Annotated in this window: 23 protein-coding genes and 3 pseudogenes; 14 read left to right on the forward strand and 12 right to left on the reverse strand. The window is 64.6% G+C overall.

Annotated features, from left to right (window positions below):
* The first annotated feature begins 135 nt into the window (after positions 1–135).
* Positions 136–1,479 carry an IS1380-like element ISBdi2 family transposase gene (locus tag ABIF91_RS29520; RefSeq protein WP_208086440.1) on the forward strand — a complete coding sequence of 448 codons (1,344 nt, stop codon included), beginning with the start codon at positions 136–138 and terminating at the stop codon, positions 1,477–1,479.
* 125 nt (positions 1,480–1,604) lie between these two features.
* Here ABIF91_RS29520 and ABIF91_RS29525 read toward each other — a convergent pair whose 3' ends face one another.
* From ABIF91_RS29525 to ABIF91_RS29535, 3 genes and pseudogenes are all read right to left on the reverse strand, one after another.
* Positions 1,605–2,144 carry an SDR family NAD(P)-dependent oxidoreductase gene (locus ABIF91_RS29525; RefSeq protein WP_080660130.1) on the reverse strand — a complete coding sequence of 180 codons (540 nt, stop codon included), beginning with the start codon at positions 2,142–2,144 and terminating at the stop codon, positions 1,605–1,607.
* 148 nt (positions 2,145–2,292) lie between these two features.
* The gene (locus ABIF91_RS29530) at positions 2,293–3,210 is read right to left on the reverse strand and encodes an MBL fold metallo-hydrolase (protein ID WP_051394064.1); all 918 of its coding nucleotides are present in this window, start codon (positions 3,208–3,210) and stop codon (positions 2,293–2,295) included.
* An 85-nt stretch (positions 3,211–3,295) separates the two neighbouring features.
* Positions 3,296–4,204 (reverse strand): annotated as a pseudogene (locus ABIF91_RS29535) (NAD(P)/FAD-dependent oxidoreductase); the annotation flags it as partial.
* A gap of 86 nt (positions 4,205–4,290) precedes the next feature.
* Between ABIF91_RS29535 and ABIF91_RS29540 the strand changes: the two are divergent.
* Positions 4,291–5,420, forward strand: a protein-coding gene (locus ABIF91_RS29540) for an IS3-like element ISRj2 family transposase (protein ID WP_129557670.1) whose coding sequence is annotated in 2 segments (ribosomal slippage) — positions 4,291–4,543 and positions 4,543–5,420 — 1,131 coding nt in all. Because the reading frame shifts where the segments join, the coding sequence is not laid out codon by codon here.
* A gap of 112 nt (positions 5,421–5,532) precedes the next feature.
* Here the strand turns inward: ABIF91_RS29540 and ABIF91_RS29545 are convergent.
* Positions 5,533–5,832, reverse strand: a pseudogene (locus tag ABIF91_RS29545) (NAD(P)/FAD-dependent oxidoreductase); the annotation flags it as partial.
* A 103-nt stretch (positions 5,833–5,935) separates the two neighbouring features.
* Between ABIF91_RS29545 and ABIF91_RS29550 the strand changes: the two are divergent.
* Positions 5,936–7,220: pseudogene (locus tag ABIF91_RS29550) on the forward strand (IS256 family transposase).
* Between the two features lie 194 nt (positions 7,221–7,414).
* On the opposite strand, the gene ABIF91_RS29555 reads toward ABIF91_RS29550, so the two are convergent.
* Complete coding sequence (locus tag ABIF91_RS29555; RefSeq protein WP_035676972.1) at positions 7,415–7,684, reverse strand: hypothetical protein; 270 nt, start codon at positions 7,682–7,684, stop codon at positions 7,415–7,417.
* 97 nt (positions 7,685–7,781) lie between these two features.
* Positions 7,782–8,657: a helix-turn-helix domain-containing protein gene (locus ABIF91_RS29560; RefSeq protein WP_424579545.1), complete on the reverse strand. Its 876-nt coding sequence runs from the start codon at positions 8,655–8,657 to the stop codon at positions 7,782–7,784.
* A gap of 382 nt (positions 8,658–9,039) precedes the next feature.
* Between ABIF91_RS29560 and ABIF91_RS29565 the strand changes: the two genes are divergently transcribed.
* From ABIF91_RS29565 to ABIF91_RS29585, 5 genes are all read left to right on the forward strand, one after another.
* Positions 9,040–9,207: a hypothetical protein gene (locus ABIF91_RS29565; protein WP_162832023.1), complete on the forward strand. Its 168-nt coding sequence runs from the start codon at positions 9,040–9,042 to the stop codon at positions 9,205–9,207.
* A 62-nt stretch (positions 9,208–9,269) separates the two neighbouring features.
* Positions 9,270–9,677, forward strand: a complete 408-nt coding sequence (locus tag ABIF91_RS29570; protein WP_028180874.1) for a hypothetical protein — start codon at positions 9,270–9,272, stop codon at positions 9,675–9,677.
* 148 nt (positions 9,678–9,825) lie between these two features.
* A complete protein-coding gene (locus tag ABIF91_RS29575) occupies positions 9,826–11,289 on the forward strand; it encodes a GH1 family beta-glucosidase (protein ID WP_028180875.1) in 1,464 nt (487 codons plus the stop codon).
* A gap of 193 nt (positions 11,290–11,482) precedes the next feature.
* Positions 11,483–12,715 carry an acetyl-CoA C-acetyltransferase gene (locus ABIF91_RS29580; RefSeq protein ID WP_028180876.1) on the forward strand — a complete coding sequence of 411 codons (1,233 nt, stop codon included), beginning with the start codon at positions 11,483–11,485 and terminating at the stop codon, positions 12,713–12,715.
* A gap of 361 nt (positions 12,716–13,076) precedes the next feature.
* The gene (locus ABIF91_RS29585) at positions 13,077–13,379 is read left to right on the forward strand and encodes an HU family DNA-binding protein (protein ID WP_027574583.1); all 303 of its coding nucleotides are present in this window, start codon (positions 13,077–13,079) and stop codon (positions 13,377–13,379) included.
* Between the two features lie 70 nt (positions 13,380–13,449).
* On the opposite strand, the gene ABIF91_RS29590 is transcribed toward ABIF91_RS29585, so the two are convergent.
* The 5 genes from ABIF91_RS29590 to ABIF91_RS29610 form a co-directional block, all read right to left on the reverse strand.
* Complete coding sequence (locus tag ABIF91_RS29590) at positions 13,450–13,605, reverse strand: hypothetical protein (RefSeq protein WP_162832024.1); 156 nt, start codon at positions 13,603–13,605, stop codon at positions 13,450–13,452.
* A gap of 5 nt (positions 13,606–13,610) precedes the next feature.
* Entirely contained in the window at positions 13,611–15,992 is a 2,382-nt protein-coding gene (gene lon, locus ABIF91_RS29595) for an endopeptidase La (RefSeq protein ID WP_028180877.1), read from the reverse strand.
* A gap of 8 nt (positions 15,993–16,000) precedes the next feature.
* A complete protein-coding gene (locus tag ABIF91_RS29600) occupies positions 16,001–16,384 on the reverse strand; it encodes an Hsp20/alpha crystallin family protein (RefSeq protein WP_028180878.1) in 384 nt (127 codons plus the stop codon).
* A gap of 165 nt (positions 16,385–16,549) precedes the next feature.
* Entirely contained in the window at positions 16,550–17,116 is a 567-nt protein-coding gene (locus ABIF91_RS29605; protein WP_028180879.1) for a ferritin-like domain-containing protein, read from the reverse strand.
* A gap of 111 nt (positions 17,117–17,227) precedes the next feature.
* Positions 17,228–17,434 (reverse strand): hypothetical protein, encoded by a 207-nt coding sequence (locus ABIF91_RS29610; protein WP_028180880.1) that lies wholly within the window; start codon positions 17,432–17,434, stop codon positions 17,228–17,230.
* 506 nt (positions 17,435–17,940) lie between these two features.
* Here ABIF91_RS29610 and ABIF91_RS29615 point away from each other — a divergent pair.
* Positions 17,941–18,594: an L-fuculose-phosphate aldolase gene (locus tag ABIF91_RS29615; protein ID WP_028180881.1), complete on the forward strand. Its 654-nt coding sequence runs from the start codon at positions 17,941–17,943 to the stop codon at positions 18,592–18,594.
* Positions 18,595–18,607: 13 nt separating this feature from the next.
* Positions 18,608–20,395, forward strand: a complete 1,788-nt coding sequence (locus tag ABIF91_RS29620) for a chloride channel protein (RefSeq protein ID WP_028180882.1) — start codon at positions 18,608–18,610, stop codon at positions 20,393–20,395.
* Between the two features lie 7 nt (positions 20,396–20,402).
* On the opposite strand, the gene ABIF91_RS29625 is transcribed toward ABIF91_RS29620, so the two are convergent.
* Complete coding sequence (locus tag ABIF91_RS29625; protein WP_035676975.1) at positions 20,403–20,654, reverse strand: DUF2798 domain-containing protein; 252 nt, start codon at positions 20,652–20,654, stop codon at positions 20,403–20,405.
* Between the two features lie 291 nt (positions 20,655–20,945).
* Here ABIF91_RS29625 and ABIF91_RS29630 point away from each other — a divergent pair, with 291 nt between their 5' ends.
* The 4 genes from ABIF91_RS29630 (at position 20,946) to uraD (ending at position 25,141) form a co-directional block, all read left to right on the forward strand.
* Positions 20,946–21,362, forward strand: coding sequence for a hypothetical protein (locus ABIF91_RS29630; RefSeq protein ID WP_028180884.1), 417 nt, complete (start codon positions 20,946–20,948; stop codon positions 21,360–21,362).
* Between the two features lie 1,533 nt (positions 21,363–22,895).
* Positions 22,896–23,309 carry a DUF3830 family protein gene (locus tag ABIF91_RS29635; protein ID WP_028181038.1) on the forward strand — a complete coding sequence of 138 codons (414 nt, stop codon included), beginning with the start codon at positions 22,896–22,898 and terminating at the stop codon, positions 23,307–23,309.
* Positions 23,310–24,245 carry an allantoinase PuuE gene (gene puuE, locus ABIF91_RS29640; RefSeq protein WP_028181037.1) on the forward strand — a complete coding sequence of 312 codons (936 nt, stop codon included), beginning with the start codon at positions 23,310–23,312 and terminating at the stop codon, positions 24,243–24,245.
* A gap of 8 nt (positions 24,246–24,253) precedes the next feature.
* Positions 24,254–25,141: a 2-oxo-4-hydroxy-4-carboxy-5-ureidoimidazoline decarboxylase gene (gene uraD / locus ABIF91_RS29645; RefSeq protein ID WP_028181036.1), complete on the forward strand. Its 888-nt coding sequence runs from the start codon at positions 24,254–24,256 to the stop codon at positions 25,139–25,141.
* Positions 25,142–25,178: the final 37 nt, after the last annotated feature.

Genomic DNA, 25,178 nt, shown 5'->3' on the forward strand with positions numbered 1-25,178 from the left:
GGAGTCACTCAATCTTTCTTCAACTTAACCCGTCTTATTCGTAAGAGTGCGCCTGAGGGGTAAAGCGCTGATGCGGCGTAGGATTCGGTTGCGAAGCCAACCCCATCACCTCCAACCGCGAACGCCACGCCCGCCATGACCGACGATACGATTCCGCCCTTCTCGTTTCCAGCCGTTCACGCCAAGAAAGTCACAGCTGCCTTCGATGGTGGGCGCCTAACCTCGAACGGGGGCGTGATGCTTCTGGCGATGGCCGAGCGGCGTCTCGGTTTGGCCAACAATCTGGCCCGGGTGTTCCCGGATCGGCGCGATCCGACGCGGGTCGTGCACAGCCTGGTCGATATGTTCCGCGCTCGCATGTTCGCGATCTGCTGCGGCTACGAGGACGCCGACGACCTCGATCATCTGAGGTCCGATCCGGCATTCAAACTGGCCTGCGGTCGCCTACCGGACACGGGCCGGGATTTGTGTTCCCAGCCGACGCTGTCGCGGCTGGAGAATGCTCCGCGCCTGCGCGACGTGATCCGGCTGACCTACACTTTGGTCGACGCATGGATGGATAGCTACCCGCGCGAGCCGGCATCCGTCACGCTCGACATCGATGATACCTGCGACGTCGTCCACGGCCATCAGCAGCTCTCGCTGTTCAACGCTCATTATGACGAACGCTGCTTCCTGCCGATCCACGTCTACGACACGGAGAAGAGCCGGCCCGTGGCCGTCGTGCTGCGGCCCGGCAAGACGCCGGGCGGCGTCGAGGTGCGTGCCCATCTGCGCCGCCTGGTACGGCATATCCGGACGCGATGGCACAACACGCAAATTACGTTCCGTGGCGACGGGCACTATGCCCGGCCGGAGGCAATGGCGTGGTGCGAGACCAACGGCATCGACTACATCTTCGGTCTGTCCGGCACCAAGCCTCTCGCCAGAAAAGTCGACGAGGTCGCCGACGACATCCGCACGCGACGCGCCATCGAGAACCTGCCGGTTCTGCGTGGCTATACCGAGACGCGCCACAAGGCAAAGTCCTGGGATCGCGAACGGCGCACTGTCGCCCGTATTGAGGCGACGATGCTCGGCCTCGACATCCGCTTCGTCGTCACCAGCCTCGATGTCGGCTCGGCCGAGTGGATCTACGACAGCCTGTATTGCGCGCGCGGCCAAGCCGAGAATCTGATCAAGCTGCATAAGACGCAGCTCGCCTCCGATCGCACCAGCTGCCGTTCGGCGCTCGCCAACCAGGTCCGTCTCGTGCTCCATACGGCCGCTTATTGGCTGATGCTGACCGTGCGCGACGCCATTCCCAAAGCCCGGGAATTGGCCGCTGCCGAGTTCGCGACGCTGCGTCTTCGGCTCTTGAAAATCGCCGCCCGTGTCGTCGAGACCACGAGCCGCATTCGCCTTGCGTTTGCCGCGGCATGTCCCGAAGCCGACCTGATCTGCGGCTTGCCCGGCGCGCTGCTGCCGCTCGGTCCTTGACCGGCGGGGCGTCCGCCCCCGTTCGCCCAACCCATCCCTCAAGCGCGTTGCAAAGTACCGGTCGTCAGGCGGCGAAAAGCCGAAGGCAATCCTGTGCGCCTCGTCAGACAAGATGTGCGGCCGCATCAATCGGGCCCAAAAGCCGCACTCTCACGAATAGGACGGGCTAGCTCGAGTGCCCAGCAGCGGGTCAGGTGTTCCAGCGCCGCCTTGCTCGCGGCGTAGTGGGACAGTCCCGCGGCCGGCCGGTGACCAAACGTCGAGGAGATGTTGATGATGGTGCCCCGCGTAGACTGCAGGTGAGGAAGGGCGGCGCGGGCCAGCAGGCTCGGACCGACCACATTGACGGAAAATATGTCCGCGATCCGCTCGGCCGCGACATCCGACAACGGAAGGATGGCTCCGGCGCCGGCGTTGTTGACGAGCGTGTCCAGCCGGCCCCATCTGCCGATCGCCTCGGCGATGGTCCGCTCGGCGTCTTCTGCGGAAGCGGTATCCGCAATCAGGCCCGCGATGTTCTGATGCTCCGCCATCGTATTCTCAATAGGCCCGGCACGACGGCCGGTGATGAGCACCTTGTCGCCCTGGTTGGCGAAACGGAGAGCTGCGGCTCGACCGATGCCGGAACTGCCGCCCGTGATGATCACGACTTTGTTTTCTTGCATGTTCGTTCGCGTGGTTGCGCCGTTCGAAATCGCCGGAGCGACCGTAGACCAACGCTTCGGCTTCGACGGCTCAGTGCATGTGGAGTCCCAGGGCGCAAACTCATCGCGATGAGCGCGCGCCCCGGTTTGGATTCGGTCCGGCAAGCGCTCAATAGTCCCAGGACACGGGCACCCAGCGGAAAGCGTCGCCGGCGACCGCGACATGACCGACCGACGGGAACGGCATATGCGTGGCCACCAGCAGCTCGCGGTTCGCCGCAAGCTCCCGCAAAAGGTTCACTCTGACGCGGGCGGCTTCCTCGGGATCGTGTTCGAAGCCGTTGTGCCAGTCAGGGTGTTCGAACCCGACGGTGAACACGAGGTCGCCGGCGAATGTCAGTCGCTCGCCGCCGGAGGTCAGGCGGACCACGCTGTGCCCGGGGGTGTGACCGCCGGTGCGGCAGACCGCCACCCCCGGCGCGACCTCGAATTCGGCTTCAAACGTCCGGAGCTGGTTGTGATATTCGTGCGCGAACCGCTTGGCCGTCTGTCGAAGTGCGTCGGGGAATCCCGGTGGCATGGAGACGCGGGAGAAATCGGGCGACTCCCAGAACTTGACTTCGGCGGCTGCCACATGGATCCGCAGGTCCGGACGCAGCCGGTCTTTCACGCCTTCGACGAGCAGCCCGCCGACATGGTCCATGTGCATGTGGGTCAGCACCACGTCGGTCACGGATGCCAGATCGATCCCGGCGGCCTCCAGTCGCTTGACCAGTTGCCCGGCTCGCGGGAGGTGCAGGTCCGGGTCCAATCCGAGCCCGGCGTCGATCAGAATGGTCTGCTCTCCACTGCGCACCACGACCACGTTCAACGCCCAGTCGAACGCGTCCGGCGGCAGGAACATGTCATCCAGCCAGGCCGCGCGGACCGCGGGGTCGGCATTGTGCGCCATCATCTCGGCGGGCAGCGGCAGCACGCCGTCGCTGACCACCAGCACGTCGATGTCGCCGACCTTCAATGCATAGCGCGACGGGACAAGCTCTTCGGGCTTCGATGTCGCGGGGTAGGAGGTGTTGTGCAGGTTCATGTTGATCTCCTGTTTCAATGCTTCTGGCTGGTCTTGGTCGATCCGGTCGCGCAGCCAGCGAGCGCGGCCGTCATCGCGTCGTGCGTTAGAGGCTGGTCACGCGTTCCGGATCGGCAGACGCGAGCGCAGCGGCGCGTTCGGCCTTCGGCGGGTAGATCCAGACCGTGTTGATCTCCTGCTTCGTCTTCTTGGCGACATCACCGACCATCTCGACCTTGCGATCCCAGCCGCGGGTGAACAGGGCGCCGGCTTCGCCGAGATCGAGACAGGTGACGTAGGCCTTCTGGTGGTAGGGCCTGGTCGGAACGCCGAGCAGTTCGGCGGCGGCATTGTTGCCCGCAAAGGCGCCCATGCGCGTGGCGTGCTGGCACGACATCAGTGCGTAATTGCCCTCGTCGTCGCAGGCGGCGCGGGCCGCATCGCCGGTCGCGAAGACGCCCTCGACGCCTGGCACCCGCAGACAGCGATCGACCAGCAGCCGGCCGAAATTGTCGCGCTCGGCGGGGATTTGCGCCGTCAGAGGGGCGGCACGAATACCCGCCGCCCAGATCACGGTTTCGGCTTCGATGTGTTCGCCGCTGGACAGCGTGACGCCGGACTCGTCGAGCGAGGCGACGCCGGCACCGAGGCGGGTCTCCACGCCGAGCTTGTGGAGGGCGCTCTCGATGACCGGCCGCGGACCTGTGCCCATGTCGGGTGCGATCGCGCTGTTGCGCTCGACGATGATGACGCGAGTCCTGGCATTCGGGCCGAGGATTGCGCGGAGCCGCGCCGGCATTTCGGTGGCCGCCTCGATGCCGGTGAAGCCGCCGCCGGCGACGACGACCGTGTCGCGTCCGTTCGCGGCCGGCCGCTTGGCAAGGCCATGCAGGTGCCTGTCGAGCGCGATCGCATCGCCGAGCGAGTCGACGCTGAACCCGTGCTCGGCAAGACCCGGGATGTTCGGGCGGAACAGCCGGCTGCCGGTGGCGACCACGAGCCGATCGTAGGAGAGAGCTGGCCCCGCAAATTCGGACAGTAGCTTGAGTGGATTTTCTGCCTGACAGCGGCGAGGATTCTTGCTGCGAATCAGGAGCGAAGATGACGAAGAAGAGCCGCCGGACGCATTCTCCGGCATTCAAGGCGAAGGTTGCTTTGGCTGCGGTCAAAGGCGACAAGACACTGGCGGAGCTGGCGCAACTGTTTGATGTTCATCCGAACCAGATCACGATCTGGAAAAACCAGCTCCTGGAAGGCGCCGCCGGCGTGTTTGGGCATGACAAGACATCGGCCGAGACGCCGGTCGATTTGAAGGCGTTACATGCCAAGATCGGCGAGCTGGCGTTGGAAAACGATTTTTTGTCCGGCGCGCTCACCAAGGCGGGCCTGCTGAGCGCAAAGCGATGATCGACCGCGATCATGATCTTTCTATCGTGCGCCAGGCGAAGGTCCTGAAGCTGGCTCGCAGCACGGTCTACTATGAACCTCGGCCAGTTTCGGCCGAGGACCTTGCCTTGATGCGTCGGCTCGATGAGCTGCATCTCGATTATCCCTTCGCGGGAGCGCGTATGCTGCGATCGTTGCTGCGGCGGGAGGGCGTATACGCCGGTCGCCGCCACATCGCGACGCTGATGAAGCGCATGGGGATCGAGGCGGTCTATCGTCGCCCGAACACGAGCAAGCCGGCTCCGGGTCACAAGATCTACCCGTACCTGTTGCGCGGATTGAAGATCGAGCGGCCCGACCATGCGTGGGCAATGGACATCACCTACATTCCGATGCGGCGTGGCTTCGTCTATCTCGCGGCGGTCGTCGATGTGTTCAGCCGACGGGTCCTGGCCCATCGCGTCTCGATCACAATGGAGGCGGCCTTCTGCGTCGAAGCGGTCCAGGAGGCGTTGGCGAAGCACGGCAGGCCCGAGATTTTCAACACGGATCAGGGCAGCCAGTTCACCAGCCTCGAGTTCACCGATGTGCTGCTGGACGCGAAGATCGCCATCAGCATGGACGGCAAGGGCGCCTGGCGCGACAACGTGTTTGTCGAGCGGCTCTGGCGCACGGTCAAATACGAAGAAGTATATCTCCGCGCCTACGACAGCGTGTCCGAGGCGCGAGCGTCAATTGCCAAGTATCTGGCCTTCTACAATCAGGGACGCCCTCACTCGAGCCTTGACGGGCGCACGCCCGACGAGGCTTACTTCGGCACGCAAGCTATGGTGATGGCCGCATGACCGTCGCCGACGGTTTTGTCGTCGCTCTGGTCGGGCTACGCCCTCCCGACGCAACGACAAAACCGTAAAGCCCCGCGTTCAGCATAACCCGGCAGGAATCCACTTAAATCCAGCGGGGCGCTGTCCAAACAACCGGGGCCAGCTCTGAGAGCGTCTTCTTGGTTCCCTGCGCCGTGGCGATCCTCACCATGCGGGATTGGGTTCCAACCGTCTCGACGCTGCCCTGAACATAGGTGACGTCGATCGCCTCGAGCACATCGAGGAGCGGTGCCGTCAAGGTCTCCGGATTCTTCTCGTAGAGCCGCGGCCGGACGACCAGCGTCGGTTCGGGTGCGACCAGCGTGATCTCGAGTTCGTCGGGCGAGACGCCCTGGATCTCGCGCAGGCGGGCGGCGGAAAGGGCGGCGTACATGCCGGGAGCTATCGCTGAAAGTTGGTGACGGCGGGAATCGGGAAGGCGGCATATCGTGGGGGTGCTTGACGCCTCCACTTCTCCACCGAAGGAGCGATATGCCGTGTCCAACGATAACGTCACCAAGCTGATTCAGCCAGGAGTGTTCGACGACCAACTCACCGAAATCTTGCGTAACGGGGCCCGCGCTCTGTTGGCGCAGGCGGTCGAGGCCGAGGTCGCGGACTTTCTCGGCAAGCATGCCGATGTGAAGACCGAGGACGGCCAGCAGCGTGTGGTCCGCCACGGTCACCTGCCGGAGCGCGAGGTGATGACCGGGATCGGTCCAGTCTCCGTCCGCCAGCCGCGTGTGCGCGATCGCGAGGCCGCCGCCGCCGATCCCGACCGTATCCGGTTCTCGCCATCGGTCGTGCCGCCCTACATGCGGCGGTCGAAGTCGATCGAGACGCTGCTGCCGATCCTCTATTTGAAGGGGATCTCGACCGGCGACTTCTCCGAGGCGCTGGCGGCGCTGCTCGGCAAGGATGCTGCCGGGTTGTCGGCATCCGCCGTTGGTCGCCTGAAGGACGGCTGGCTCGACGAGTACGCCGCGTGGCAAAAGCGCGATCTTTCGGCCAGGCGCTATGTCTACATCTGGGCCGATGGCATCCATCTCGAAGCTCGCCTCGAGGACGAGAAGCAGTGCATCCTGGTGCTGATCGGCGCGACGCCGGAAGGCCGCAAGGAACTGGTCGGCTTCACCGATGGCGCCCGCGAGAGCGCGCACGATTGGCGCGATCTGCTGCTCGATCTGAAGCGGCGTGGGCTCGACGTGTCGCCGCGGCTCGTCATTGCCGACGGCGCGCTCGGGTTCTGGAAGGCCGCCGGTGAGGTCTGGCCGACAACGCGCGAGCAGCGCTGCTGGGTGCACAAGACCACCAACGTGCTCGCCAAGCTGCCAAAGAGCCAGCAGCCGAAAGCCAAACGCGCGCTGCAGGAGATTTGGATGGCGGAGTCCAAGGCCACCGCCGAGCTGGCATTCGACGCCTTCATCGAGAGCTACACACTCAAATACGAAAAGGCGGCCGACTGCCTCGGCAAGGATCGGGACACGCTGCTGGCTTTCTACGACTTCCCCGCCGAGCACTGGAAACACCTGCGGACGACCAATCCCATTGAAAGCACCTTCGCCACCGTGCGCCACCGCTCGATCCGATCGAAGGGTTGCCTGTCCAACAGGACGGCGCTCGCGATGGTCTTCAAACTGGCCGAGGCCGCGCAGAAAAGTTGGCGTCGACTCGATGGTCACAACCAGTTGCCAAAACTCGTGCTCGGTGTGACATTCAACGACGGGATTGAGGTCATCGCCAAGCACGGCTGACCGTGAGCCCAAAACCGCCGCCGCCTGACCGGCCCGGCCGTCACCAAAATTTGGCGATAGCTCATGCCGGCGAAGCCGGCGCCGATGATGACTAGTCGCATTGACGGTCTCCTTTGGTTGATCTTCCTGGGCACAGGCGCGTTGCCGCTGCCGCCGCGGGTTTGCGGCAAGTCCTGTCGCGGTCAGCGACGACGCGAATGATTGAAGCGAGCTTGCTGACGCCTATTGGAGCGGGCAGCCGGTCGGCCAGTCCTGACGAAAGACGATCGACCGCGCGGACTTGCGGCTCCAGTCCTGGTAGGGAAGGCGGAAGCTGTCCCCGCTGATCACCGAAATCACCGGGTGGGCGTGTTGTGCGGATTGCGGCGGGATGTCGTCACCTGTTGCTGAAGTGAGGCGAACAGTCAGCGTAAGTCCGTACACGACCGCGGTGGCGAGACCCTTGCGTGATGAGGTGATGGCCAACCGGTGGACAAAGTCTTTCCCGATCATCATTTGCCTCCGTCATGGGATTGGACATGGTGACGGTCTAACCGATCAGGCGTGCCGCTGCCCCAGAGCGATTGCTGTTGCCATCGAGCGATTGCTGCTAACGCATGCGCCTGCGCCATTCGCTCGGCGTTTCGCCGGTGAGCTTCCTGAAGGCCGCGGCGAACGCCGTCTGCGAGGAATAGCCAAGTGCCGCAGCGATCGAGACGACCGGGTCGTCGCTCTCCCGTAGCATGTTCATGGCCTGCTCGAGCCGGTGTTGGCGCAGCCAGGCATGCGGCGAGAGCCCGGTGCTCTCCTTGAAGGCGCGGCAGAAGTGAAAGCGCGAGAGGCCGGCATCGGACGCCAGCGCATCGAGGGAGACGTCCGCATCGCTGTCCGAGCGCAACCGTTCGATCGCGCGGAGCAGGACCTTCGGCGACAGCCCGCCCATGGTCGGTTGGAACGTGGCCGGAGCACCCGTGTGCGCAGCCAGGACGCGCGTGGCAAGAAGATCCGTCACCTGGTGCCGGAACAGGGTGTCGAGGACCCCATTGCCTTCGAGCGCATCCGCTGCGCTCAAGAGCAGTCGGGACGTAATGGGGTCAGGGTGCGCGGTCCGCTCCAGCAGGTCGGTCGCTCCTGTGATCCCGGCTTCGCCGGCAACGCGCTTCAGTGTCGCATTCGGAAGGTAGAGCTGAACGACATCAACGGGCTTCGGAATGTCCCATCGTGAGCTCGATCCTTCCGGGATGATGATCACGACTCCAGGACGAAACGTGCCGATCGAAACCGATTTTCCCGACCGGCGCTCCATGCGCTGCATCACGCCGTTATAGGCCATGATCACGTGGTGGCTCATGGGTTCGACGACGTCATGCAATGGATCGTGTTTCCAGTGCGCGATCCCGGCGCCGGAGGCGTCCAGCGCCATGCGGGTCGGTTCAGTCCCGAGCACCCGCGCCATCTCCGCCTCGGCGGTGCGTCGCTCGGACATGGCGATGTCGACGGGTTGTGCGCTGGGCAGGGGTGGCTGGCCCCTGGACGGGTGATTGCGCATGAGTGCGGTGCTCCCGGTCATGTCGTGGCTCCTTCTGATCGCTTGCTGCTTCAGATCAGGTGCCCGTGCTTTTACGGGTCGGCGCGAGTTCTATGCGGCGCAGAGGCTCCGGGTCTTGCCTGGAACGGTTCTGTTTTGCCCGATCCTGCTCCGGGCAATCGTGCGGTTGCACGAATGCACGATGAGCGACGTTGAGCTGTCGCCCGGCGCCGCGGGCTTGGCGCCGCCCTTAACCGATCAGAAACCATGGAAAATGATCTGAAAATTGTAATGAAACTGCTCGGTCTTCTGCGCGTCGGTTTGCCGGAGGGCCCGTCTGATGACAGAACGCCAGTTGAGAGAGCAGGAATTCCTGATCGCGCGTTACCGGCATTTGGAGCGCGAAGTCACCGACCCGCTTGCCGCGCATCTGCTTCACAGCATCATCGAGGAGCTTGAGGCCGAGCTGCGTAAGGAAAGACCGGATTGGCACGGGCACGGCCATTAACGGTTTCTTGGCATTAAATCGTGCCAATGGTCCGCGTGGGAATACCAGGAGAGACTGCTCCCATGCTGAAGGACGGCACCTACGCGGCGTGGTACAGGACGCCCCTCGACCAGGGTACCGGGATCGTCCATGTCGCAGACGGCCAGATTTGGGGCCGTGACAGCCTGATGACATATCACGGCTCGTGCTCGGTCGACGGCGAGCGCTTCACCGCGACCGTATCGACGAAGCGTCATACCGATGGGCGTTCAACGGTCTTTGGCGTTGAGGATGAGCTCACGCTGGACATCGAGGGACGCTGCCCCGGCAAGATCGCGAGCTACACCGCGACGGCACAACAGGTGCCGGGAATGATCCTTCATGGCACGCTCATCCTGACGGAACAGCAGCCGCCTGCACGCGAACAAGCCGAGCAGGTGCCGGCGTTCAATCCCGACAAGCTGCGAAAATTACCGAAGCGCTCGCGCTGATCGGACAGCAGCCGCGTCGGCTGGCCCGCATCCATATGTCGCGCCAAGGCCGCCAGTTTCTGCATCCGGCCTTCGCCAAAGCTTGCTTTTCAAACGGCCCGCGACTCGCCATTGTGCGTCCGCAACCACCGGAAGCGGAGAAGCATCCATGACGGACAAGGTCTCGCGTCGCCAGCTTGCGAAGATCGCGGGGCTGTCCGCAGCCGGGATGACTGGCGCGCTCGACGCAGCCGAAGCCAAGCCGGCCCGGCCGCTGCGCGGTGGAAGCAGCTTTCCGTCGGGCTTCGTCTGGGGCACGGCGACCTCGTCCTACCAGGTGGAAGGCGCGGTCGACGAGGACGGGCGAGGGCCGTCGATCTGGGACAAGTTCGTGCGCATTCCCGGCAAGATCGAGGACGGCACCACGGGCGACCGCGCAAATGAGCACTATCACCGCTACAAGGAGGACATCGCGCTCATCAAGGAGCTCGGCTGCAGGGCCTATCGCTTCTCGGTGGCCTGGCCGCGGCTGTTTCCGGACGGCGACGGCAAGCCCAACCCGAAGGGGCTCGACTTCTACAATCGTCTCGTCGACGAGCTCCTGAAGAACGGCATCGAGCCGTGGCTGACGCTCTATCATTGGGACCTGCCCCAATCGCTCCAGGACCGTTTCGGCGGCTGGCGTTCGACGGAAACCTGCAAGATCTTTGGCGATTACGCGGCCTATGTCGCCGAGCGACTGACCGACCGGGTCAGGAACGTGTTCACGCTGAACGAGAGCGGCCGCTTCGTCTATTTCGGTTACGGCATCGGCATCGACGCGCCGGGCCTGACGCTGCCGCAGGCCGATGTCAACCAGATCAGGCACAACAGCGCGCTGGCGCACGGGCTCGCGGTGCAGGCGGTGCGCGCCCATGGCCGCCGCGGCACCAGGGTGGGGCCGGCCGAGAACGTCGATGCCTGCGCCCCCGCGATCGACACGCCGGAGAACGTTCGCGCCGCGGAGATCGCGCTGCGCGAGATGAATGCCGGCTATCTCAACGTCATCATGACGGGGCGCTATACCGACGCCTTCCTGAAATTCGCCGGGCCCAACGCGCCGAAATTCACCGATGCGGAGCTCAAGATCATCTCCTCGCCGGTCGACTTCCTCGGCCTCAACATCTATGCGCCACAGAATTACGTCGTGGCCTCCGACCAGGGCGCGGGCTTCATGCCGCTGCCGATCCCGAAATCGTTTCCGCACATGAATTCGGATTGGCTGCGCGTCGGGCCCGAGACGATCTACTGGGTGCCGAAGCTGGCGGCAAAGATCTGGAAGACGGATGCGATCTATATCAGCGAGAACGGTGCATCCGGCGACGATGCGGTGACGCCCGACGGCAAGATCTACGACACCGACCGCATCATGTATCTGCGCAATTATCTCGCCCAGCTCCAGCGCGCCACCAGCGAGGGCGTGCCGGTGCGCGGCTATTTTCTCTGGAGCCTGATGGACAATTTCGAGTGGGTCTATGGCCTGAACAAGCGCTTCGGGCTCTACCACGTCAATTTCGACACCCAGGTTCGCACGCCCAAACTCAGCGCCAGCTTCTATCGCAACGTGATCGCGAAGAACGCGGCGGGCGTGTAGCTCTCCTCTCTTTCGAAGCCCGATCGCGCGCGGGGTCCGTCAAGCCCGGGCATGACGTTGCGGCGGCATCGTGCGGTCGGTTCGATTTTACGCGCGGCGGAAAATCGGGTGAGGGCGCAAACGCCGCGCATTGACTCCACTCCTCCCCTGATTCACAACGCCCTCAACATCCATAAACGAGAGGACAACGCCAATGGCTGACGCGCTGATCATCGATGCCTGCCGGACCCCACGCGGCATCGGCAAGGCCGGCAAGGGAGCGCTCTCCGGCATTCATCCGCAGCAACTGGGCGCAACCGTGCTGCGCGCGCTTGCCAATCGCACCGGCATCGATACGGCCGACGTCGACGACATCGTCTGGGGTTGCAGCGCGCAGGTCGCAACGCAAAGCGGCGATCTCGGCCGCATGTCCGCGCTCGATGCCGGCTATGACGTGCGCGCCAGCGCGGTGACGCTCGACCGCTTCTGCGGAAGCGGCATCACCAGCGTCAACATGGCCGCAAGTTCGATCATGGCCGGCGCCGAAGACCTCGTCATCGCCGGCGGCTGCGAGATGATGTCGATGGACGGACGCCGTGGCGGCGGTCCGATGATGATGGACGGCGGCAATCTCCGTCTGCGCGCGCGGCATCCGCAGTCGCATCAGGGCGTCTGCGCCGATGCGATCGCGACCATGGAAGGCATCACGCGAAGGGATGTCGACGCGCTCGGGCTGGAGAGCCAGAAGCGCGCCGCGCATGCGATCGCGAACGGCCACTTCAAGAAGAGCCTCGTGCCCGTCCACCGCGAGGACGGCAGCCTCGCGCTCGACCACGAGGAGTATCCGCGGCCGCAGACCACGATGGAAGGGCTCAGTAGCCTGAAACCGGCATTCCCCGCGATTGCGGACTACGCGCTCGACGACAAGGGCACGACCTATCGCGGCCTGATCCTGCAAAAATATCCCGATCTGAACATCGACTTCGTGCATCACGCCGGCAATTCCTCCGGCGTCGTCGACGGCGCCGCCGCGATCCTTCTGGCTTCGCCCGCCTACGCCAAGACGCATGGCCTGAAGCCGCGCGCCCGCGTGGTCGCGATGGCCAACATGGGGGACTCGCCGACCTTGATGCTGAACGCGCCGGTGCCGGCGACGCGCAAGGTGCTTGCGAAGGCGGGCCTCACCATCGACGACATCGACCTGTTCGAGATCAACGAGGCCTTTGCGGTGGTGACGGAAAAATACATCCGCGACCTCAAGCTCGACCGCGCCAAGGTCAACGTCAATGGCGGCTCGATCGCCCTCGGCCATCCCATCGGCGCCACCGGCTCGATCCTGATCGGCACCGTGCTCGACGAGCTCGAGCGGCGCGACCTCAGGCGTGGACTCGTCACCATGTGCGCCGCAGGCGGCATGGCGCCCGCCATCATCATCGAGCGCGTCTAGCCGGCCTCCTCTTCCCCTCTCGCCGCACGAAAGCTCTGGTGAGAAGCGGGGAGAGGGAGGGCATTGCGGTGCGATCCAGTCCTTATTTTTCAGGGTGAAACGCGACCGGTCTCCGACAAAGAGGCCGGTCGTCGCTTGTCGAAAGCCGCGAATCAGTTCTAGCAAGATGGCGTACGGGCCTTTGAAACAAGGCAAAAACCGCTGCTCGAGGCTTTTCCCGCTCCGGAAGTAGCTAAAAAGCAGGGTTTTTTGCCACAGGGGGACAGAAAAGCCCGTAAATTCGCGACAAAACTGTGCAGAAGGCTATAGGCCTTCAACGGTTGGTCTAATATGCAACCGGCAACGAATCAGAGGAGACACGATGCCAACCCAAATGTCCAAATCGCAGTTGATCGAAAAGATTGCGACCGCCACCGAGCTTTCCAAGCGCGACGTCAAGAACGTCATGGAGACGCTGACCGACGTCGGCCACAAGGAGCTCAAGAAGAACGGCCTGTTCCTGGTGCCGGGCTTCGCCAAGTTCGTGGTCATCAAGAAGCCCGCGACCAAGGCGCGCAAGGGCACCAACCCGTTCACGGGTGAAGAGATGATGTTCAAGGCCAAGCCGGCCCGGAAGATCGTCCGCGCCCGCCCGGTCAAGGCCGCCAAGGACGCCGTGTCCTAAGAACGCAAAGACCCCCTTCAAGGAGGGGGCCTTTTGTTTGGGGCAGCCGCGGGGGCTTGAGACGGAGGGCTCAACCCTTGCGGCGCTTCACCCGGACCGGGACTGGCTGAAGCCGCGGCTCAGGCGCCGCAAGCGCATCGCGAACCCGGTCGATCGCGCGATCGAGCAACTGGCGCAGCCGCTGCGTCTTCCGCGATCTCTTCGCTTTCTCCAGCAGTTTCTTCATCGCATTCACTCCGCAGCTTCGACCTTGAACTCGGTCGGCTCGAGCGCCGCGGCGATGGCCTCGTCGACGCGCTCCAGCCAGATGAATTCAAGGTTGTCCCGCGCGCTCTTCGGGATGTCATCATAATCCCGCTTGTTGCGTGCCGGCAGCATCACCCGCTTCAATCCGGCGGCGGCTGCAGCCACCACCTTCTCCTTGATGCCGCCGACCGGCAGCACCAGGCCGCGCAGCGAGATCTCGCCGGTCATCGCGGTGTCGCTGCGCACCGTGCGATTGCTGAGCAGGGACGTCAGCGCCGTGAACATCGCGACGCCGGCGCTCGGCCCGTCCTTCGGGGTTGCGCCCGCGGGGACGTGAACGTGGATGTCGCTCTTCTCGAACAGCTGGGGATCAATGCCGAGCTGGGCGGCTCGGCTCTTCACCAGCGTCATCGCGGCCTGCACGCTCTCGCGCATGACGTCGCCGAGCTGGCCGGTCAGGATCAGAGCGCCCTTTCCCGGCACGCGCGTCGCCTCGATGAACAGGATGTCGCCGCCGACCGGCGTCCAGGCAAGGCCGGTGGCCACGCCGGGAACGCTGGTGCGCAGTGCGATCTCGCCTTCGAAGCGCGGCTGGCCGAGCACGGTGGCGATGTCCTTCGGCGTGATCACGACCTTCGTGGCCGTGCCTTCGGCGACCTGCACCGCGGCGTGGCGGAACAGCTTGCCGATCTCGCGCTCGAGGTTGCGCACGCCGGCCTCGCGGGTATAGCCCTTGACCACCAGCTTCAGCGCCTCCGGCTCGATCTCGGCCTGATCGGCCGAAAGGCCATTGGCCTCGAGCTGTCGCCGCACCAGATAGCGCTGCGCGATCTCCAGCTTCTCGTCCTCGGTGTAGCCGGCGAGGCTGATCAGCTCCATGCGGTCCAGCAGCGGACCCGGAATCTGGTCCAGCATGTTGGCGGTCGCGATGAACACCACGCGCGACAGGTCGAAGGGCACGCCCAGGTAATTGTCCCGGAACGTCCCGTTCTGCTCGGGGTCGAGCACCTCCAGCATGGCGGCGGAAGGGTCGCCCTGCACGCCACGGCCCATCTTGTCGATCTCGTCCAGCATCATGACGCAGTTCCGCGCGCCGGCCTTCTTGATGCCCTGGATGATGTTGCCGGGCAGCGCGCCGATATAGGTGCGCCGGTGACCGCGGATCTCGGCCTCGTCATGCACGCCGCCCAGGCTGACGCGCACGAAGGGGCGATCCATCGCGCGTGCGATGGATTGGCCGAGCGAAGTCTTGCCGACGCCGGGCGGGCCGACGAAGCAGAGGATCGGGGCCTTGCCCTGCGGGGCGAGCTTGCGCACCGCCAGATATTCGATGATCCGGCTCTTGATCTTCTCCAGGCCGAAATGATCCGCGTCCAGGATGCGGCGCGCCTCCTTGATGTCGATCGGCTTCTCCGCGGGCAGCGCCCAGGGCAGCTCGATCAGCCAGTCGAGATAGGTGCGGACCATGCCGGCTTCGCCGGCGGCTTCCGGCATGCGCTCGTAGCGGCGCAGCTCCTTCTTGGCGTGCGCCTCCGCCTCCGGCGGCATGTTGGCCTTGGCGATCGCCGCCGTCAGCTCGGTGACCTCGGCCGCCTTGCCGTCGCCTTCGCCGAGCTGGCGCTGGATGGTCGCCATCTGCTCGCGCAGGATCGCCTCGCGCTGCCGCTCGTCGAAGGAGGCCTTGGTCTGCTGCCCGATCTCCTTGCTGATGCGCAGCACCTCCAGCCGCTCGGCCAGGTGCTTCGACACCTTCTCCACGCGGAGAGCGAGGTCGATGGTCTCCAGCACCTCCTGCTTGTCCTGCGGCTTGATGTCCATGAACGAGGTCGCCAGATCCGCCAGCGCGCCGGGCGCGCTGGTGCCCTGGAAGACCGCGGCCAGCTCGGGCGGCGCCTGCGGCAGCAGCTCGATCGCCTCGATCGCCTGACGCTGCAGGTTCAGCGCGCGCGCCTCGATCTCGGGCGAGGTCGTGGTCGGCTCGGGGATCTGCTGGAAGCGGGCGGCCGGGAACGGCGTCCCCGGCAGGAAGTCGAGGATGCGCGCGCGCTGCACGCCCTGGCAGACGATGTGGTTGGTGCCGTCGGGCGCGGTGATGTAGCGCACGATGTTGGCGATGGTGGCGACCCTGTAGAGGTCGTCCGGCCCGGGCTCCTCGGTCTCGGGGCTGCGTTGCAGGACGATGCCGATCGGGCGCTGCTCGCGCAGCGCCTGCTGCGCGGCGGCGATGGACTTCGCCCGGCCGATCGTGATCGGCGCGATGGCGCCGGGAAACAGCACCATCTCGCGCACGGGGATGATGATCAGCGCGTCCTCGGGGATCTTCACGTCGTTATTGGTCTGTTCGTTGTTCATCTGTTCGTTGGCCATGATCGACCTCAGGATTTGGCGAGGCGCAGCGCGACGCAGCCGTCCATCACGAAGCGGCTGATGGCGTAGCGGCCAAGGGGGAGCGCGATGCGCCGCTCGAAGCGGCCCTGCGGCAGCTCGAGCCGATGGATGCGGGCGTTGCGAAGCTCGGGCGGAAGGGTGCGCTGACCGGAGATGACGAGAACGCCGTCATGGATGACCGTCTCGACATTGTCCGGATTGACGCCGGGAAGCGCCACCAGGATCAGGAGCTCGCGCTCGGTTTCGAGCACGTCGATCGGCGGCTCCCAGCAGGCTTCCTGGCGGCCGAACTGCTGGCGCAGCCGGTCGGCGCGGGTCAGCGAGTCCAGGGCTTCGGACAGCATCCAGTTGAGGGGATTTTTGGGTTGCATGATGCGGGCTCGGGGGTGGGAAAGCCTGCATATGGGGCTGGTTCCCGGGAAATCCAGTGCGGTGGCGCCGGTGTGCCATGCGCCGTCGTGCCATCGAACAAGAAAGCGTCGAACGAGAAAACGCCGCGGCACGGGCCGCGGCGTTTCGTCATTGGCCGGCGCGGGTCAGGCCGCGGCGCGGTACTCTTCTTCCGCTTCCAGGTTGATCACGGAGGTGGCGAGCTCCGTCAGTATGTGATCGGTCGCCTCTTCCTCGTCCAGCGTCGCCTGGAGCAGCCTTGCTGCGTCCTGCATGCCGAGCTCCTCGGCCCAGGTGCGGAGCGTGCCGTAGCGGGAGATCTCGTAGTGCTCGACAGCCTGGGCGGCCGCGAGCAATCCGGCATCCAGCGCCGGCGCGCCCTTGAACTCCTTCATGATCTCGGCGCCTTCGTCGGTAATGCCGTTGATCGCCTCGCAGGGCTTGCCGCGTGCTGGCTTGCCCAGCATCCTGAAGATCTGGTCCAGCCGCTTGACCTGGCCCTGGGTCTCCTTCAGATGTTTGTTGAAGGCGGCGGTCAGCTCCTTCGACTGCGCTGCCTTCGCCATCTTGGGCAAGGTCTTGATGATCTTGTTCTCGGCGAAATAGATGTCCTTCAGCGTCTCCAGAAACAGGTCGCTGAGCATCTTCGGCGCCTGACGCGGTCGCCGCGCCGCTGTCTTCCTGGTCGCGCGCTTCTTTGCTCGTTTAGCCATACGTCCTCCTCTTGAGGTGACACGGGAAGGCGTCGCCTTCCTCAATCCTCGGGCGATCAAAACCTTCGGAGAACGAAAGTTCCAAACTGCAACCCCGCGTTCGCGGATCGCTCAGGTCGGGCGCTTGTACGGGTCTTCCTGGCGCTGCCGTTCTTCCGTCGCGCGATCGAGGCGTGCCCGCTCGCTGCCGCGCAGATGGCCGGCCTTCATCACCCCGTAAACGAGGGCTCCGCCGAGCACGAACGCGCCGATGAACCAGAGCCAAAGCATCTGGGCCGAGGCATGGCCCAGCAGCATGCCAATTCCGCTGTCGCTCATGATTGGTCTCCATCGATGTCCATTGTGGTCATGCTGAGCTAAGTCGGCGGCCGAAACCTCGTTCCATGCGCCTGCGGCGTCGGACCAGATCCGCAAGCGGTGGCTGGACCGGCGCACCCTTGGGCTCGCTGCCCCGGATATCGTCTTCGATGCCCAGCCGCGACAAGGCCGATGGAGCCAGATCGCGCTGCGCGCGCCGCTGATTGCCGCCTCGATCCTGACGGTGATCGCGCGCACCCTTGGTCGCACTGGAAGTGCCGTGCTCGCGCGCGTTCTCGGATGCTGCTCGCGGTCTCCTCAGTGTGGTTCGTGATCACCGGGATTGCTGCGGCCCGAACGACCCTGCCATTGGCCGCGACAATCCTTAGATTCTTTCATATTTCCGTCCGTTTCGTGGTTTGGCAGGGGCGTCGCCGAGACGGAGAGGATCCGGGACTCTTTCGCTTGCGCTGCCATGTTGCTTTGACGTACTTCCGGTCCAGCAAGCCCTTCGTCAGGAAATCGCAATGTCGATGAGAGCAGACGAACTCGCCAAGAGACAGGCCATTGTCGACGCCTGCCGGCGCATGAACGCGCTCGGCATCAACCAGGGCACCTCGGGCAATATCAGTGTCCGGCATGTGGACGGGCTCCTGGTCACGCCGACCAGCGTGCCCTATGACGCCATGTCGCCGGACCAGATCGTCTTCATGGCCATGGACGGCACACACGCGCCCGATCAGAAACCGTCCAGCGAGTGGCGCTTTCATCGCGACATCCTGAAGTCGCGGCCCGACGTCAATGCCGTGGTGCACGCCCATCCGACCTATTGCACCATTCTGGCGATCATGGGCATGGAGATCCCGCCCGTGCACTACATGATCGCGGCGGCCGGCGGCGACAGCATCCGCTGCGCGCCCTATGCGACGTTCGGAACGGCGGAGCTGTCCGAACATGCGGTGCGGGCGCTGGAAGGCCGGCTTGCCTGCCTGCTCGACCACCACGGTATGATCGCGATCGGCAAGACGCTGGACAAGGCGATGTGGCTCGCCGTCGAGGTCGAGACGCTGGCGCGGCAATATCACGGCTGCCTCCAGATCGGACGGCCGCCGCTGCTCTCCAGCGACGAGATCGAGCGGGTCCGCCAGCGCATGGCCGGCTACGGACTGGCGGAAGGGTAGGGGCGGGCAGAAGGTGTTCGTGCGGATCAAGCATCTCGTCGATCGCAAGGGGACGAACCGCACCATGGTTCGGCTGCGCGCCCTGCTGCGCAGCAACGAGTTCTACCTGATCCCGCTTGCGCTCGTGATCGGCACGCTCGCGGGCTCGGTCGTGACGTTGATGGCCCAGATTGCCCAGCTCGCGCATGTGGTAATCTACGGCATTCCCATTGATGTTCACCTGTCGGCTCACGAGAGCGTCAGCCCGTTGGCGGCGCTGATCGCACCTGCGCTCGGAGGGCTCTCGCTCGGCATCATGGAATGGTCGCGGCGGCGCATGAAGATCTCGAACGCGGTGGACCCGATCGAGGCCAATGCGCTACGCGGCGGCAATCTGTCGATGCGCGACAGCGTGGTGGTGTCGAGCCAGACGCTGATCTCCAACGGCTGCGGCGCCTCGGTCGGCCTCGAGGCCGGCTATACCCAGATCGGTTCGGGAATCGCTTCGCTGCTCGGCAAGTTCTTCAATCTTCGCCGCAACGATCTGCGTCTGATGGTCGGTTGCGGCGCGGCGGCCGCGATCGCGGCGGCGTTCGGCGCGCCGATCACCGGCGCCTTCTACGCCTGCGAGCTGATCGTCGGCGTCTATTCGGTCGGCAGCGCCGCGCCGATCCTGGCGGCCTCGCTGGCGGGCGCCCTGACCGCGCAATGGCTGGGCGGCGCACCCTATTCGCTGGAGATCCCGAAGGTCAGCGCCGTCGGCGTCGAGCAGTACCTGGCCCTGATCGGGCTCGCCCTCATCACCAGCGGCGTCGGCATCGCCGTGATGCGCTCCTCGCCGATGTTCGAGCGCCTGTTCGCCTGGATGCCGGTCTGGCTGCGTCCGGTGATCGGCGGCCTCATCGTCGGCGGCTTCGCGATCATCACGCCGCAGGTGCTGGCAGCCGGCCACGGTGCCATGGTGCTCGATCTCTTTCACGAGATGACGATCGGCCTGATCGCGCTGGTCATCGCCTTGAAGGTGACGGCCTGCCTGATCTCGCTCGCCTCGGGTTTCCGCGGCGGCCTGTTCTTCGCCTCGCTGTTCGTCGGCAGCCTGATCGGAAAGTTCTTCGCCGCGGTGTTGCTCCTGATCAGCCCGAACTTCGCGATCGATCCGCTGGTCGCGATGCTGACGGGCATGGCAACGCTCGGTGTCGCCATCGTCGGCGGTCCCCTGACGATGTCGTTCCTCGTGCTCGAGATGACCCGCAATGTCGACGTCACCGCCGTGGTGCTCGCCGGTTGCATCGTCACCTCGATCTGCGTCCGCTTCATGTTCGGCCACTCCTTCTCGACCTGGCGGCTGCATCTGCGCGGCGAGACCATCCGAAGCGCCAACGACGTCGGCTGGCTGCGCAACCTGACGGTCGAACGGCTGATGCGCTCCGACGTCGGCAAGGTGCCGTCGACCACGACGATCGCCGCGGTCCGCCGCGAGTTCGCGCTGGGCTCGCGGCCCGGAATCGTGATCGTCAACAATGCGGACGAATATGTCGGGCTGGTCATGCTGCCCGACCTGTTTTCCAATGATCTCGACAGCATCGCCGACGACATCCAGGTGATCGAGCTCGCCCGCCTGATCGACATCGTGCTGATCCCGGAAATGAACGTGAAATCGGCGATGGCGGTGTTCGACGAGGCCGAGGCCGAGATGCTGGCGGTGGTCGATTCCACCGACAGCCGCAAGGTGGTCGGCTTCCTCACCGAGAGCTTCGCCCGTCGCCGCTATGTCGAGGAGATCGACAAGGCGACGAGGGGCGTGCTTGGGGCGCTCTCGTAAGGATCGGCTATCGGCCGGGTGGTGCTGCGACGAGGTAGGCCACGATCCGGCGGACCAGTGGCAGGACCATGAGCAGCGTCGGAAACGCGACGAGCCAGGACAGCGCCCAGGCGCCTGGCCAGGTCGCCAGGAACGCCGGCGTTGCGCCGAGGCTTCGCAGCGTCGATATGACCGAGACCACCGCGGTCATGAGGATGGACAGCACGAATGGCATGACGATCGGCGCATAGCGCGCCGGCAGTTTGCGAACCGCAATCATCTGAACTTCTTTCGAGGAAAAGGACGCGTCGATCACGTTGAAACCTTGAAAATTGCATCGATCCCGACGGCGTCGGTTGATGCGTTGGTTCACGTGAAACGCTTACGGCGACCGAGAAACGGCGCGGCTGTTCATTAACCGCTCAGGTTGGATGGTTCAAGCTGGACCTGATCGTTCGGTTTACAATCTTCAAAGCGTGGCAGATCGCCGCGATCATGAAACTACTTCAATGGTTTGCGCGTTGTCGGAGGTTTGCTTATGTCTTTTTGGCGAGAACAGAGGAAGGTCGAAATGAGTATTGGACCGATGATTTCCGCAGCCGGCCGCAACACGGTCGTGGCCGCGTTCGCAAGCCTCGCCCTGATCGCAGCCTCCGCATCCCCGTCAACGGCCGCCTCGGCCGGGACACCGGCCGTGAAGGCGGCCGTTGCCGGCCAGGCCGTGTCCGACGTCACTGATTTCAGCGCAGCCCGGCGTCGCCATTACCACCGACGTGGGCCGAACGCCGCAGGTCTCGCCTTCATGGGCATGGCGGCAGGTCTGATCGGAGGCGCGATCGCCGAGAGCCGCCGCCGCGAGTACTATGAGAACCGCTACTATTATGGCCCGCGTCCATACTATGGCGGCCCGGGCTATTACGGCGGTCCGGGTTACTACGGCGGCGGTCCTAATTATTACGGTCCGGGCTATGGTTACGCGCCGTATTGAGCGGTCGCGTTAGCCAAGGGGCGGTGCTTTGCACCGCCCCTTTTTGATTTTGGCATCGTTTCCCTCTGCCAACCTGCGAACCGGAGGTCCGAACGCAGCTAAAGCCGAATGGCTTAGCTCGAATCGAGTGCCGCGGGTCGTTCACCTCTCCCGTTTGCGGGAGAGGGCTTTCTCCTCTTGGGGATTGTCCCTTTGGGGATACATCCTCTCCCCAGCCCTCTCCCGCAAGCGGGAGAGGGAGTGCACCTCCCTCGTTGCAGCGATCAAGCCTCATCCCATCAGGCTTCAATGGGCTTCGCTGGCGATTGGGGTGTTTTGCTACTCTGTCAATCCTATCGCGCGAAAATATTCTACTTTACCGAAATTCGGAAATGGCGTATGTGTCGCCCATCCCGGCTCATCCAAGTGGGGCGATCATGAGGTCGTCATCGTCGCGAGCCGGGCTTGCGGTGGACGCGGCAGCGTCGTGCACGAGAGGTGAAGGGCAGGGCGGATTGCTCTCCGTGAGCCCGAAGCTGCGTGCGGACGAGCGGCGCTGCTAGGCTTCGTCTCGCCTGTAAGTTTCCGGCTCCGTCGACAGGGCTGGGAAAACTGCGGCGAAATGGCGGGCCGCGCGTACGGCAAAACCGTGTGGTCCTGGCCGTCGTTGCTACGGTCAAGCCCTCGCGGAGGCGGCAGTCGCGTCAACCGGCGCGGCGCCGGTGAATTCCGCGGGAGTGAGGGAGGCCAGAACGAACTCGGCTCCCGGGAGAGCACGGCATAAGCCGTCCGACCATCGCGCAGGGAAGGCCGAGTGATTGGCACCACCTGTATGCTGCTGTGCGGTCTCTTTGCGCTACACTTTCGCGCAGCGGACCGCGGGTGCGAGGTCAGCACCCGGTCTTCCCTGCGCCCTCTTGGCTCGAGAGGGTGAGCGACGAAGCAAAGCTCGGGCGAATTCAGCCGCGAGAACGCGAAGCAGTGCCTGCCATTTGAAATGCGTGTTGGAAGAGCGGCGATGCCGCCCCTTGCTCCGACATTGCGAGCGCAGCGACTTGTCCGCCGAAGCCTTCGGCGAAGGCGGAAGCAATCCAGAATCTTTCCGCAGCGGCAGCCTGGATTGCTTCGTCGCAAGAGCTCCTTGCAATGACGAGGAGGAGAAAGCCTGCGCCATACTCTGCTCTCGTGCCCCGGACGCAGCGCAGCGCTCCTTCAGCTGCATTGCCGCGCTCGAGCTCGCCCCCCGCAGACGTCGCTTGGCGCCGGCCAGCTATTCGGCAATTCCGCCGGCGGCGCCGGTGGACTTGCCCGCCACAATCCGGTTCAATGGAGCCAGTTTGAGTTTCCCGGGCGACAGCGATGGCGCCATGACATGCGAGACCCAAAGGGGTGCCTCCGCCAGCCGCCGGGCCGGAGCCAGACACGCCGGAGCGACATTTTCGGCGGGTCCTGCGATCGCAGGTGATGGACCCCACCACTTGCGTGAAACTGTCGGGAATGCTCTTTGCTTGAGCGTTATCCGTGGGGCCACCGGCCCCGATTCAGAGAGATGAGATGAGCAAACTCGTTATCAGCGCCGGCGATTTCACCTTCGATGCCCGCTTCGAAGAGCAATTGGCGCCGAAGACCGTCGCCGCGTTCCGCAAGGCACTGCCGTTCGAAAGCCACATCATCCATGTGCGCTGGAGCGGTGAGGCCGTATGGATGCCGCTCGGCGACCTCGATTTCGGCGTCGGCTACGAGAACCACACCAGCTATCCCGCGCCTGGCCAGATCATCCTTTACCCGGGCGGCATCAGCGAGACCGAGATCCTGCTCGCCTATGGCGGCGTGCATTTCGCGAGCAAGATGGGCCAGCTCGCCGGCAACCATTTCATCACGCTGACCTCGGGCCTGGAGAATCTGGCGACACTGGGCAAGAGCGTGCTGTGGAAGGGCGCCCTGCCGATCCGGTTCGAGGAAGTCTGAGTGACTGACACAAGCTACCCTCGCGATCTCCGCGGTTACGGCCGCAATCCGCCGCATCCGCAATGGCCCGACAACGCGCGGATCGCGGTGCAGTTCGTCGTCAATTTCGAGGAGGGCGGCGAGAACAACATCCTGCACGGCGACGCCGCCTCGGAGGCGTTTCTGTCGGACGTGCTCGGCGCGCAGCCCTGGCCGGGCCGGCGCCACGCCAATATCGAATCGATGTTCGAATATGGCTCGCGCGCCGGCTTCTGGCGGCTGTGGGGGATGTTCACCGCGCGCAACTGGCCGACCACCGTGTTCGGCGTCGCCACTGCGCTCAAGCGCAATCCCGAGATCGTCGCGGCGATGAAGGAGGCAGGCTGGGACATCGCGAGCCACAGCCTGAAGTGGATCGAGCACAAGGACATGACGGAAGCGCAGGAGCGTGCCGAGATCGCCGAAGCGGTCCGCGTCCACCTCGAGGCGACCGGCTCGCGGCCGCTCGGCTGGTACACCGGGCGCTCCTCGATCAACACCAACCGGCTGTTGATGGAGGAGGGCGGCTTCCTCTATCTCTGCGACTCCTATGCCGATGATCTGCCCTATTGGGTGAAGGGTCCGGGCGGCAAGCAGCTCATCATTCCCTATACGTTGGACGCCAACGACATGCGCTTCATCAACCCACAGGGGTTCGCGGAAGGCGAGCAGTTCTTCACCTATCTGAAGGACGCCTTCGACGTGCTCTACGCCGAGGGCGAGACCGCGCCGAAGATGATGTCGGTGGGCCTGCACTGCCGCCTTGCCGGCCGGCCCGGCCGCGCGGCGGGACTGATGCGCTTCCTCGACTATGTCGGCAAGCATGAGCGCGTCTGGGTGCCGACGCGGTTGCAGATCGCGCAGCATTGGCACGACAAGCACGCCCATCTCGCCGCCGACGCCTTCGAGATCGGGTGAGAGGGGCTATGTCGCAGATCTCGCTCACCGACCTCAACGCCGCAAGCAGGGCCGACTTCGTCGCCGCGCTCGCCAATGTCGTCGAATATTCGCCATGGATCGCCGAGCAACTCGCGGCAAGGCGGCCGTTCGCCGGCATCAATCAGCTGCACGCCGCGCTGATGGCGGCGATCCAGGGTGCCGAGCCTGATGTCCAGTTGACGCTGATCCGGGCGCATCCCGATCTCGCCGACAAGACGCAGCGCGCCGCCGGCCTCACCGCGGAATCGACCGACGAGCAGAACAGCGCCGGGCTCGACCGGCTATCGGAGGCCGAATATGCGGCGTTCGAGCGTGCCAACAACGCCTACCGCGACAAGTTCGGCTTTCCCTATATCGTCTGCGTGCGCAGACACACCAGGGATTCCGTGCTGCGCGACTTCGAGACGCGACTGCTCAATATCGCCAAGACCGAGACGCGACGTGCGATCGAAGAAATTGGCCGCATCTCCGCGCTGCGGCTGGATCAGCTCGTCGTTGCCGATGACAGGCTGAAGGTGCACGGCCGGCTCTCGACCCATGTGCTGGACAATCACATTGGCAAGCCTGCGCCGGGCGTGCCGGTCGAGCTCGTGGAGCTTGCGAGTCTTGGCGAGAACCGCGTCATCGCGCGCGCGGTGACCAATGCGGACGGACGCACCGACCAGCCGCTGATAGGCGGTCGGCCGCTGCCGATCGGCCGCTACGAGCTCAGATTCCGCGTTGCCAAATATTACGCCGAGCGCAATGTGCCGCTGTCCGATCCGCCGTTTCTCGACGAAATCCCGCTCCGCTTTGCGGTCAGCGAGCCGGAAAGCCATTACCACGTGCCGCTGCTGGTCACGCCCTGGAGCTATTCGACCTATCGCGGCAGCTAAAGCACGTAGGTCGGGCGGGCTGGTTCACCTCTCCCTA

The organism is Bradyrhizobium sp. USDA 241, from assembly GCF_049739505.1.
Taxonomy (GTDB): domain Bacteria; phylum Pseudomonadota; class Alphaproteobacteria; order Rhizobiales; family Xanthobacteraceae; genus Bradyrhizobium; species Bradyrhizobium liaoningense.

Coding starts and splice junctions, on each gene's coding strand:
- lon (WP_028180877.1), bottom strand. CDS start 15,992: ATGGCCAACGAACAGATGAACAACGAACAGACCAATAACGACGTGAAG.
- ABIF91_RS29585 (WP_027574583.1), top strand. CDS start 13,077: ATGCCAACCCAAATGTCCAAATCGCAGTTGATCGAAAAGATTGCGACC.
- ABIF91_RS29575 (WP_028180875.1), top strand. CDS start 9,826: ATGACGGACAAGGTCTCGCGTCGCCAGCTTGCGAAGATCGCGGGGCTG.
- ABIF91_RS29555 (WP_035676972.1), bottom strand. CDS start 7,684: ATGATCGGGAAAGACTTTGTCCACCGGTTGGCCATCACCTCATCACGC.
- ABIF91_RS29520 (WP_208086440.1), top strand. CDS start 136: ATGACCGACGATACGATTCCGCCCTTCTCGTTTCCAGCCGTTCACGCC.
- ABIF91_RS29590 (WP_162832024.1), bottom strand. CDS start 13,605: ATGAAGAAACTGCTGGAGAAAGCGAAGAGATCGCGGAAGACGCAGCGG.
- uraD (WP_028181036.1), top strand. CDS start 24,254: ATGTCGCAGATCTCGCTCACCGACCTCAACGCCGCAAGCAGGGCCGAC.
- ABIF91_RS29570 (WP_028180874.1), top strand. CDS start 9,270: ATGCTGAAGGACGGCACCTACGCGGCGTGGTACAGGACGCCCCTCGAC.
- ABIF91_RS29625 (WP_035676975.1), bottom strand. CDS start 20,654: ATGATTGCGGTTCGCAAACTGCCGGCGCGCTATGCGCCGATCGTCATG.
- ABIF91_RS29525 (WP_080660130.1), bottom strand. CDS start 2,144: ATGCAAGAAAACAAAGTCGTGATCATCACGGGCGGCAGTTCCGGCATC.
- ABIF91_RS29530 (WP_051394064.1), bottom strand. CDS start 3,210: ATGAACCTGCACAACACCTCCTACCCCGCGACATCGAAGCCCGAAGAG.
- ABIF91_RS29630 (WP_028180884.1), top strand. CDS start 20,946: ATGAGTATTGGACCGATGATTTCCGCAGCCGGCCGCAACACGGTCGTG.
- ABIF91_RS29560 (WP_424579545.1), bottom strand. CDS start 8,657: ATGTCCGAGCGACGCACCGCCGAGGCGGAGATGGCGCGGGTGCTCGGG.
- ABIF91_RS29580 (WP_028180876.1), top strand. CDS start 11,483: ATGGCTGACGCGCTGATCATCGATGCCTGCCGGACCCCACGCGGCATC.
- ABIF91_RS29565 (WP_162832023.1), top strand. CDS start 9,040: ATGACAGAACGCCAGTTGAGAGAGCAGGAATTCCTGATCGCGCGTTAC.
- ABIF91_RS29600 (WP_028180878.1), bottom strand. CDS start 16,384: ATGCAACCCAAAAATCCCCTCAACTGGATGCTGTCCGAAGCCCTGGAC.
- ABIF91_RS29610 (WP_028180880.1), bottom strand. CDS start 17,434: ATGAGCGACAGCGGAATTGGCATGCTGCTGGGCCATGCCTCGGCCCAG.
- ABIF91_RS29635 (WP_028181038.1), top strand. CDS start 22,896: ATGAGCAAACTCGTTATCAGCGCCGGCGATTTCACCTTCGATGCCCGC.
- ABIF91_RS29605 (WP_028180879.1), bottom strand. CDS start 17,116: ATGGCTAAACGAGCAAAGAAGCGCGCGACCAGGAAGACAGCGGCGCGG.
- ABIF91_RS29615 (WP_028180881.1), top strand. CDS start 17,941: ATGTCGATGAGAGCAGACGAACTCGCCAAGAGACAGGCCATTGTCGAC.